Origin of the sequence: Flavobacterium flabelliforme, from assembly GCF_017948675.1 — a bacterium.
GTDB classification, from domain to species: domain Bacteria; phylum Bacteroidota; class Bacteroidia; order Flavobacteriales; family Flavobacteriaceae; genus Flavobacterium; species Flavobacterium pygoscelis.
Map to the genome: position 1 here is coordinate 532228 of NZ_JAGFBU010000002.1, position 10711 is coordinate 542938.

Consider the following 10711-nt stretch of genomic DNA (forward strand, 5'->3'; position numbering starts at 1 on the left):
ATGATTGGCATATTGAAAAATAGTACTATTTTTGTGTTTTATTATATAAAAATCCAAATATCATGACACACATAGAACAAAATCTTTCTTCGAAATCTGAAGCATTGATAGCAAAAGAGAACCAATATGGAGCTCACAATTACCACCCTTTACCAGTAGTTTTAGAAAGAGGAGAAGGTGTATATGTTTGGGATGTAGATGGAAAGAAATATTATGATTTTTTATCCGCTTATTCTGCTGTAAATCAAGGTCATTGTCATCCAAAAATTGTTGGTGCAATGATTAAGCAAGCACAAACTTTGGCATTGACTTCGCGTGCTTTTCATAATGATCAGTTAGGACCTTATGAAGAGTATGTGACTAATTACTTTAATTTTGATAAGGTATTACCCATGAATACCGGTGCCGAAGCGGTAGAGACTGCACTGAAATTATGTAGAAAATGGGCTTATGAGGTAAAAGGAATTCCTGAAAATGAAGCACAAATTATTGTTTGTGAAAATAATTTTCACGGAAGAACCACTACCATTATTTCGTTTTCTAATGATGAAAGTGCCCGAAAAAACTTTGGACCATTCACAGCGGGATTTATTAAGATACCTTACGATGATGCAGAGGCTTTAGAGCAGGTATTAAAATCAACAAAAAATATCGCTGGTTTTTTAGTAGAACCAATTCAAGGAGAAGCAGGTGTTTATGTTCCAACAGAAGGTTACTTAGCAAAAGCAAAAGCACTGTGCGAGGAACATAACGTTTTATTTATTGCCGATGAAGTGCAAACTGGAATTGCACGTACGGGAAGATTATTGGCAACTTGTGGAAATTGTGATTGCCAGAATGGTTGTGAAAATAAACCTGAGGTAAAACCAGATATTCTTATTTTAGGAAAAGCAATTTCTGGCGGTGTTTATCCCGTTTCTGCAGTCTTAGCGAATGATGCTATCATGAATGTTATTAAACCAGGACAACACGGATCTACTTTTGGAGGAAATCCTATTGCAGCAGCAGTAGCCATTGCAGCACTAGAAGTAGTGAAAGAAGAAAATTTGGCGAAAAACGCACAGTATTTAGGGGAAGTTTTAAGAAAAGGGCTCAATGAAATTGCTTCTAGAAATCCATTAATCACATTGGTTAGAGGAAAAGGATTGCTAAATGCGATAGTTGTAAACTGCGATGAGGAGTCTGATTTAGCATGGGATATTTGTATGAAGTTTAGCGAATACGGATTATTAGCTAAACCAACACACGGTAATAAAATTAGATTTGCACCACCATTAGTTATTACCGAATCTCAGATTCACGAATGTTTAGGTATTATTGAAAGAGCATTAAATGATTTTAAATAATTGTGCTGATGGACAAAGTTATAAAGTTAATAAAAAACAGATCGGATATTGGTGCTGGAACTCGGGGATCTGATTTGGGTATTGATGCAATTGAAATAGCAGCTATTAATAAAAATAGTAATTATTTTAATCAATATAAATTTGATGATGTAAAGACCCACAATCAATCTATCTATGATAAAAACAAAAGTTCTTTTGCAAAAAGAATTGAGCACGTAGTAGAACAGTGTACGAGAGTTAGCAATGCGGTAAAAGAAAATTTGGACGAAAATAATTTTCCAATTGTTTTATCAGGTGATCATTCTTCGGCTTTGGGTACTATAAGCGGTATAAAGGATGCATATCCAGAAAAAATTATAGGTGTTTTTTGGATTGATGCTCACGCAGACTTGCATTCACCATATACTTCTCCATCTGGAAATATTCACGGTATGCCATTGTCAGCAGCACTTTCTGAGGATAATTTAACTTCGGAAAATACAAATAATGTGGCTCCTGAAACGCAACAGCATTGGGAAAATATGAAAAATATAGGTTGTAAAGGACCTAAAATAATTGCAGAAAATTTGATTTATTTTGGTGTTCGCGACACTGAAGAGGAAGAGGATAAGCAAATAGAAAAATTACAAATCAAAAACTATAAAGTAGAGGAAGTACGTTATAGAGGTTTACAAAATTGTGTAGCTGAAGCATTAGCAAAATTAGAAAAATGTGACGTTTTTTATATTTCATTTGATGTGGATTCGATGGATTGTGATATGATTTCTTATGGAACAGGAACTCCTGTGCCTAAAGGATTTGATCACCTTGAAATTATTGCTATTATTAATCAAATTATAGAAACAAAAAAAGTGGTTTGTGTCGAATTTGTTGAAGTGAATCCTTTACTAGATACAAAAGGGAATAAAATGGCTGAAATTGCTTTCGAAGTTTTAGAAGGCATCACGGAGACCATTAAATTGAATTAAAATATTAAACGGATTTTTTAGATAAATAAAAACCCCTTAAACAATTGCTTTAAGGGGTTTTTATTTTAAATGGTTCCCGTCATAGAATTCATTTTTATTTTAAATGATATTTTTTAATACCCATCATTTTGAACTAAATTTTTATTTACATCTCTTTCTCTTAATGGGATTGGTAAAACAAGGTTATTTGCATTATAAGCAAGAGAGCCTATGTTTTGTTTTAATCTTTTTGCGTCAAACAAAGCAAATCCTTCAAAGGAAAGTTCTCTTTTTCTTTCCATTAGAATAGTGGCTAAGTCAACTGAATTAAACAAACTGGCAGTAGCGCGTTCCCTTAATAGGTTAATGTCGTCTAAAGGAGAAAGACCTATTGAAGTACCCTCTCTAAAATTAGATTCAGCACGAATTAAATGCATTTCGGCTAACCTTAGAAAAGGAATATTACCGTACTGGTTTTTCCATTTTGTGGTACACCAGTTATCTGCCTCGTAGAAGAATTTAGAACGTTGATCATTAGAATCATCATAAATATCCCAATGTTGGTTTTCAATACTAATGTCTGGATTTCCAGAGCGCCCCCCAAAATCTGAACCTGCCCAAAATACATTATAATCATTCGAGCTTGCATCTTGACTGCTTACTTGCCAAGCAAATAAATCCTCGGTTGAATTTTCGGAATTATTAAATACTTTTGAATACGAATTAGCCAAAACCGAACCACTATCGGTAATTACTATATTAGCCATATTGCGAGCATTTACATAATCTCCTTGTTGCAAATATACACGTGCCAAAAGTGCCGCTACGCTATATTTTGTTGCATATACACCATTGGTTGCCGGTAATAAGGTGTAAGCATCTTTTAAATCAGCAAGTACTTGTTTATAGACTTCATCTACAGTATTTCTAGAAGGATAAGTGATTTTAGCGGGATCTAAAATAGGCTCTAATATAATAGGAACACCAAGCTGATTGTTTGCTGTACCCGCTACGTAAGGCTTGCCAAACAAACGGACTAAATCGAAATAAACCAAACCTCTAAGAAATTTTGCTTCCCCTTTTGCTACGTCCTTATCAGCTGCATTGGTGAAAACCGCTAAATTATCCAGTACTACATTAGTCTGATTGCTTATTTTATAGGCTCTTAACCACATACTTTCTACAAAACTATTATCTGTTAATATGGCTTTTTCATCATATTGAGAAGGTTGTACATAAGTACCGTCCCAATAAAGGTCACCATCATTAGCTAATAATTCTGATGCCAATGCAATTCCGCCTCCATATAAGGCACTTGATCTAGCATCTCCGTAAGCATTATTCAAAATTTTCTGAATATTCGACGGAGTTTTAATAGCCATATCAGTTGTTATCGCTTGTTCAGGACTGATAGTAAGATTGTCATCACATCCTACAAGAGTGAGTACTAGAAAGGCTACTAAAATTATTTTATAGTTATCTTTTTTCATGTCTATTTTATTAAAGGTCAATATTTAATCCAATAATTATCGTTTTTGCCGAAGGTGCTGAATAAAATGCAATCCCTTTTTGAATGTTTGAATCTCCATTATTATCATAAGATGATTCAGGATCGTATCCTTTATAATTGGTAAAAGTTAAAAGATTAACTCCCGTCATGTACAAACGAATTCTATCTACACCTAATTTTTGAATCATTGTTTTAGGTAAGGTGTATCCAAAGGATAGGTTTCTTAAACGCACAAAATCAGTTTTTTCTAAATAACGAGTAGAGGCTTGATCTCCATTACTACGGCCCCATCTTGCTTGGGGTACATTAGTAATATCACCAGGTTTTTGCCATCTGTTCATTTGATCTGTGGTTTGATTGTCTTTGTATCTAGCATTACTAGATTGAAATTTCCCAGCTTCGTTGTACATAGAGGCACCCCATTCTCCCTGAAAAGTAAATGAAAAGTCAAAATTATTAAATAACACAGTATTTGTTAGTCCTGTCATTAATGTCGGGTAGGGATTTCCTGAAATTACCCTTTGAGCATCACTATAATTCTTTGTAGTGGATTTGTCTAATGAGCCATCATTATTTAAAGTATTTTTATAAAATAATGCATCTCCATTTGCAGGATCTACACCAGCATATTCTACTAAATAAAAAGAGGAAATAGTTTCTCCAACTCTTACGATGTTTTGACCAGAAACGATATCGCCACCAGGTAAATTAGTTACTTTATTATCTAATGTTGCTAGATTCAAAGAGGATTTCCAGGTTAATTTATCGGTTTTGATGTTGGTAGTATTTAACACAAATTCAAAACCCTTATTAGTTAAAGATCCCACGTTACGTGTTAGAGAACTCCATCCAGAGGTACCTGGCAAAGGTTCGTTTAACAAAAGATCATTTGTTTTTTTTACGTAATAGTCAATTTCACCTGAAATTCTATTATTCAAAAAAGCAAAATCAAGTCCAGCATCTACTTGGTTGGTTTTTTCCCACTTTAAATCTTGATTTACCAATTGATATGGATTTATTGCAGACTGTTTATTATAAGAAGATCCGTTAAAAAGACCTAAACTGGCAAAATTTCCTATACCTGCATTTCCGGTAACTCCAAAACTTCCTCTTAATTTTAATAAATTAATAAAATTACTGTCTTTTAAAAAATCTTCTTGAGACATAATCCAACCAACAGAAGCCGCTGGAAATACACCGTAGCGATTTGCTGCTCCAAAACGAGAAGATCCATCATAACGTAAACTTCCTTTTATTAGATATTTATCTAAAATAGAAAAGGTTGCTCTTCCGAAATAAGAAAGAAAGTTGTACTTAGTTCTACTAGAAGAACCTGCTGTAATTTCTGCAGCACTTTCTACAGTTTGAAGATCATCTGAGGCAAAACCAGTTCCAGCAACATATTGTCTTTTTCGACTGCTTTCTTCAAAACTCATTCCCACAACTAAATCTAATTTGTAGTCTTCTTTAAAAGTTTTATTGTAATTAAAATAATTATTAATACTATACTTATCCGATTGAATAGCATTGGCATCGGCATAACCATTTGTTGAAGCAGATTCGGTTAAACTTCCTGCGAAATATTCTTCGGTTTGGTTGTTGTTGTCGTATCCTAATTCAGTTCTAAAACTTAATTCAGGAATTATTTTATACTCTGCATAGGAATTCATTAATGTTCTAAAAATATTAGCATCCCAACTTCCGTTGTATTGTTGCATCAAAAAGTTATAATACAAAGTAGTTTTATTATTGGGAGTAACACCATCATCAAGATATGCAGGCGCTAATGGAGTTTGCGCAACTGCTTGTAATGGAGTAGTAAAGGAATTATCAGATCCTATTCTGATAATTTTTGTTTTACTCAAACTCGTATTTAAACCAACTCTTAATTTGTCAGAGACTTTATGGTCTAAATTTCCTCTATAAGAATAGCGGTCCATACTATTTCCTCGAACAATTCCCTCTGTTTTATTATAAGCCCCGGAGAGAAAAAATACCGTTTTACTATCTCCTCCCGAAATAGAGAAAGTATGATCCTGAACAGATCCTTTTATTAAAGCTAAGTCTTGCCAATCAGTATCAACCTGACCAGTTCTCCAATCTTTCCCGTTAGAGTATCCATCAAACACTCCACCTGGCTCCGTCAACCACAAATCATTTGCTCCATATCTATTAGCAGATGCTTCTGTGTAGAGTTCTATATATTGTGCGGCATTAAGCCATTTCATTTTATGAGTTGCTTCGCTCCAACCCGCTGAGGTATTTATAGCTATTTTTGTATTGCCTGATTTACCTTGTTTAGTTGTAATTAAAACCACTCCATTTGTTCCTCTTGCTCCGTATATAGCTGCCGAAGAGGCGTCTTTTAAAATCTCAACAGATTCAATATCATTCGGATTCAAAGAAATTAATGGGTTGATAGGTGCAGATGATCCGCTCTCATTATCGTTTATGAGAGGCATTCCATCAATTACATACAAAGGTTCTTGAGATGAAGAAATACTAGAAACACCTCTTACTCTCATTTTAACACCACCTTCTACTTTACCATTAATCTGTGTGATTTGAACACCAGCTAATTTCCCGACCATTGCATTCTGAAAATTGGCAACTGGAACGTTTTCCATGTCCTTTGCAGTGACACGCGCAATGTTATCTGTTAATTTTTTCTTGCTTTGTGTTCCGTAGCCAACGACAAAAACGGTATCCAATTGGTTTGAATTATCTTCTAGTTTTACACTCATTCCTGCAGATGCTGCAATTTCGAGTGTTTTCATACCAACGAAACTAACAATTAAGATTTGACCTTTTTTAGTGTTTACAGTAAAATTACCATCAAGATCAGTTTGAGTTGTTATGTTCGATCCTTTTACTATAATATTGGCACCCGGAATAGGGAGTCCACTCCTGTCTGTGACTTTGCCTGAAAACCTACTTTCTTGAGCAAATGTTAATTGCATAATAAATACAATTACAATACTCAAAAAATATTTGAATTTAATTCTCATTTTTGGTTTATTTAAGATTAGTTGTATCAAATATCTAAATAAAATGTTAAATAAAAATAGTTTTTTGTAAAAATTGTTAAATAAATATGTTTTAAGTCTTTTTTTTATTTTATAATTAGTTTTTTTGGTTAAAAATGATATTAGTTATATGTTGCAGCGGATTTTGTAACCTAAGATTAGGCTTAAATAGAGAAAGTCTGGTAATAAACAATATTGTATTTGCTTATAATCAGACTTAAAAGGTGGAAATGAATTATTATATTATGATAACTTTAAAATAATGATTAGTATGGAACTCATTAAAATTTGATATTACACCTATAATTTTAGTCTCCTTTTTATTTAGTTAGTATAAAAAAATTGGTAAAATTTTATATGATGTAAATGAAAATTTAATACAATTTCCTCTTTAACCAAAAAGCAACATTTACCAAAAGGATTAGAGCTGGAACTTCTACTAATGGCCCTATAACTCCTGCAAATGCTTGCCCACTGTTGATTCCAAAAACTCCAATTGAAACAGCAATGGCAAGTTCAAAATTATTTCCAGCAGCAGTAAATGAAAGTGCAACACTATCTCTGTAGTCAGCTCCAATCTTTTTTGAAACTAGAAACATCAACAAAAACATTATTGTAAAGAAAATTACTAATGGTATTGCAACTCGTACAACATCCATTGGTAAGTCAACAATCATCTCTCCTTTTAAACTAAACATAATTACAATTGTAAAAAGTAAAGCTAATAAAGTAATAGGTGATACGAATGGAACAAATTTTTGATCAAACCACTTTTTGCCCATAAACCTCTGAATGCTATAGCGACTTAATACAGCTAATGCAAATGGAATTCCAAGATAAATACCTACTGTGGTAGCAATTTGCGCAATTGTTATGTTCAGCGCTAAACCTTTTATGCCAAATAAAGGTAACATAACTTCTAGATAGAAATAGGCGTATAAACTAAAAAAGAAAACTTGAATTAAACTATTTATACCAATTAGGCCGGCAGTTAGTTCTCTATTTCCCTCTGCTAATTCATTCCATACAATAACCATTGCGATGCAAGGAGCAATCCCAATAATTATTAAGCCTGTCATGTATTCTGGATAATCTCTTAAGAAGAAAGTAGCTAATAAAAACATTAAAAATGGACCAATTATCCATGTAATTAGAAATGAAGAGGCTAATAATTTTGGTTTTTCAAAGATCAATGTAATTTTCGAAAAATCGATTTTAGTCAATGGAGGATACATCATCAAAATTAACCCAATTGCTAAAGGGATATTTGTAGTACCGCTAGAAAAAGAATTAATGAAAGTGCTACTCGATGGTATAAAATAACCAATTGAAATACCTATTATTATCGCGATAAATATCCAAACAGTTAGGTATTTGTCGAGAAATTTTATCCTTTTTTTAGATGATTTCATTTTGTGATTTTATTTGAAATAATATAAAGAATATTTCAGTGTTAGTTTGTAATTATTCGCTCTTTTAGGTTGATTCGCTTCTGTTTTTTTAATAAAGCAACAAATATAAAATTTATCATTTGTTGCTTTAGGTTATTGAATTCGCCTACATTCTTTAATTTAAAAAATCAGCAACAACTTCCTCCAGGAGTACAACTATTAGGTTGACTTGTGATTTCAGATAATTTTACTTTTGGTTTAGATGCAGGAATACCGCATTGATCTTCGGCTAAACAAGCAGTTTGTTTGTTGATTAAAACAAAAGATTGTCCATTAAAACCCAAATCATATTTTCCAATAGTTTCTGCTTGGTATTCTACTTCAATTTCGTAGTCTTCTATCCCTAAAATCTTTTCTGAAAGTGCAATAATCGATAGTAATTTCTTTGGTTTCAAACGATGATCAACGTCATTTGCATCCCATAATTGGAAATTCGCAACAGTTTCTTTTCTAACTTTACCTCCACAATCAATAAAGTGTTTCGTTATTAGCCCAACTTCGGTCACGTGAAAATGTTCTGGAACAAAGTTACCGTTTGGTAATAAAAAAGCAACATTTTCTAATGTACTTAACGCCGTTTTAATTTCTGATAATTTCATTTTTTTATTATTTTATAAATCAACAACATTGATTTTTGTTTTTTTCTAAATAGGTATTTATATGGTCAAAGAAAATTTTTAATTTACTAAAACCTTCCTTGTTTAAGCAGTAACATATTTTATTTCCTTCAACAGTACCTTTTATAAGCCCTGCATTTTTTAACTCTTTTAGATGCTGAGAAACGGTAGGTTGTGACAAAGGCAGTTCATTTACAATGTCACCGCAAATACAACTGTCTACTTTTATTAGATGTTCTATAATTGCAATTCTCGAAGGGTGTCCTATTGCTTTAGTCAATATAGCAATTTGATTTTGTTCTTCAGTAAAACATTCTGATTTAGTAGTTCCCAAGTTTGTATATATTAATATTGCAATATTACGATGTTCAAATAAAAAGGACAAATGATAATTGTATTAATTATTATTTGTCCTATGGATTATTTAATTTATTTAAAGGTCAAATAAATCCTTTGGAATGGCGTGAAATCCAACTTCGCGAACTTTATTCTCGATTTCTGTAATAGGAATCATCTTAGTAGTAAAAACGGTAAATTCTCTTGGAAAAATTTCCATATTCAATACCACTTCCTTGATTCCCTCAAGTTCTAATAGGATCGTCTTGATTTGCAGTAAATCTTTATCTTCCATGGCGTTTGTTCCGAATTTTTTACCATCATTTCCTGGAATTACGTTGTCTGTTATTATGCTCATTTTTTATTGTTTTAAATAGTTGAGAAGTTTAATGCATATTCTATAGATATTTAAAATTACTTATTTAAATCTTTAAAATGTTATTTTTTTTACTTTTTAATTTGAAAAAAAGACCTAACTTAGTGTATTATAAATCAATATAAGCAATAGAAAGATGAATGATATAGAAAATAAATTGAATTTAGATAAGCAAAAAAATAGAGATAATAAAGTTCCAGATTCTCTTTTGTACCCACCAAGTGAAGATATTTACAAACAATTAAAAAAAGAATCGGACATAGATCCAGAAAACATATCTAAAAACAAAGTGCCTGTAGAGATAGGTAATACGGGTGATTTTAACGAAAAGGATTTTAATCAGGATAATTCTGGAGCAGATTTAGATGTTCCAGGCGCTGAGTTGGATGACCAAGCCGAACAAATCGGTAGTGAAGACGAAGAAAATAATTATTACAGTTTAGGAGGAGATGATCACAATGATTTAGATGAAAATACACCTGATACTATTTAATACATTTTTTTAAATCTAATTAATTATCAAGTAGTGTTTACAAAAGCCATTCGTTTCGATTGATTTTCCTTTTGGCGTTTCCCATCCTAAAAAAGAGGCTATATCCGAGTTCGGTTATAGCCTCTTTTTTAGAATGGGTCGGGCTATTCGCTTCAAGTCCTCGTCAAGTTCCGTTATACTTCACTTAACTGTGGGCTTTCCGCTGCTATCCCTAACGCGATTTTGTTTTTCTCAGCCGTTTAGAAGAGGTTAGGCGTAACAAACAATTTACTATTCTAGATCACAGTCTGCTCAATAGGATTACTACACCTATATATAGGTAAGAAAAAAAATACCTACCTATATATAGGTGTAAAAAAATAGCAGTTTTATAAATGGTAGTATTGCTTTACCTATATATAAGACAACAATAGCAATCCTAGCGCGATATTATATTGACATTTGATTGTGCCTAAGAAGAAACTCCTACCTATATATAGGTGTCAAAACAGTATTAATGTAAATTCTAGTGCCATTTTACCTATATAAGACAAGAATAGCAATAATTAAAGAAGATAGAAGCCTTTAAAATGATTTACCTATTATATAATAGGTAGCTTTAAGTAAGAT

General features: G+C 32.3%; 9 protein-coding genes. 3 read left to right on the top strand and 6 right to left on the bottom strand.

Features of this window, described 5'->3' with window-relative positions:
• The first annotated feature begins 62 nt into the window (after positions 1–62).
• Complete coding sequence (rocD, locus tag J3S90_RS08725) at positions 63–1346, top strand: ornithine--oxo-acid transaminase (RefSeq protein WP_210645849.1); 1284 nt, start codon at positions 63–65, stop codon at positions 1344–1346.
• 8 nt (positions 1347–1354) lie between these two features.
• Entirely contained in the window at positions 1355–2314 is a 960-nt protein-coding gene (gene rocF, locus J3S90_RS08730) for an arginase (RefSeq protein ID WP_210645850.1), read from the top strand.
• Between the two features lie 113 nt (positions 2315–2427).
• On the opposite strand, the gene J3S90_RS08735 is transcribed toward rocF, so the two are convergent.
• The 6 genes from J3S90_RS08735 to J3S90_RS08760 all read right to left on the bottom strand — a co-directional run bounded on the left by J3S90_RS08735 (position 2428) and on the right by J3S90_RS08760 (position 9591).
• Positions 2428–3783 carry a RagB/SusD family nutrient uptake outer membrane protein gene (locus J3S90_RS08735; protein WP_210645851.1) on the bottom strand — a complete coding sequence of 452 codons (1356 nt, stop codon included), beginning with the start codon at positions 3781–3783 and terminating at the stop codon, positions 2428–2430.
• 10 nt (positions 3784–3793) lie between these two features.
• On the bottom strand, positions 3794–6811 hold the full coding sequence (locus J3S90_RS08740) for a SusC/RagA family TonB-linked outer membrane protein (protein ID WP_210645852.1): 3018 nt from the start codon (positions 6809–6811) through the stop codon (positions 3794–3796).
• A 392-nt stretch (positions 6812–7203) separates the two neighbouring features.
• The gene (gene arsB / locus J3S90_RS08745) at positions 7204–8241 is read right to left on the bottom strand and encodes an ACR3 family arsenite efflux transporter (RefSeq protein ID WP_210645853.1); all 1038 of its coding nucleotides are present in this window, start codon (positions 8239–8241) and stop codon (positions 7204–7206) included.
• 167 nt (positions 8242–8408) lie between these two features.
• Complete coding sequence (locus J3S90_RS08750) at positions 8409–8879, bottom strand: DUF6428 family protein (RefSeq protein WP_210645854.1); 471 nt, start codon at positions 8877–8879, stop codon at positions 8409–8411.
• A gap of 19 nt (positions 8880–8898) precedes the next feature.
• Positions 8899–9231 (bottom strand): ArsR/SmtB family transcription factor, encoded by a 333-nt coding sequence (locus tag J3S90_RS08755; protein WP_210645855.1) that lies wholly within the window; start codon positions 9229–9231, stop codon positions 8899–8901.
• Positions 9232–9330: 99 nt separating this feature from the next.
• Complete coding sequence (locus J3S90_RS08760; protein ID WP_210645856.1) at positions 9331–9591, bottom strand: heavy-metal-associated domain-containing protein; 261 nt, start codon at positions 9589–9591, stop codon at positions 9331–9333.
• A 154-nt stretch (positions 9592–9745) separates the two neighbouring features.
• Between J3S90_RS08760 and J3S90_RS08765 the strand changes: the two genes are divergently transcribed.
• The gene (locus J3S90_RS08765) at positions 9746–10102 is read left to right on the top strand and encodes a hypothetical protein (protein ID WP_210645857.1); all 357 of its coding nucleotides are present in this window, start codon (positions 9746–9748) and stop codon (positions 10100–10102) included.
• Positions 10103–10711 lie beyond the last annotated feature (609 nt).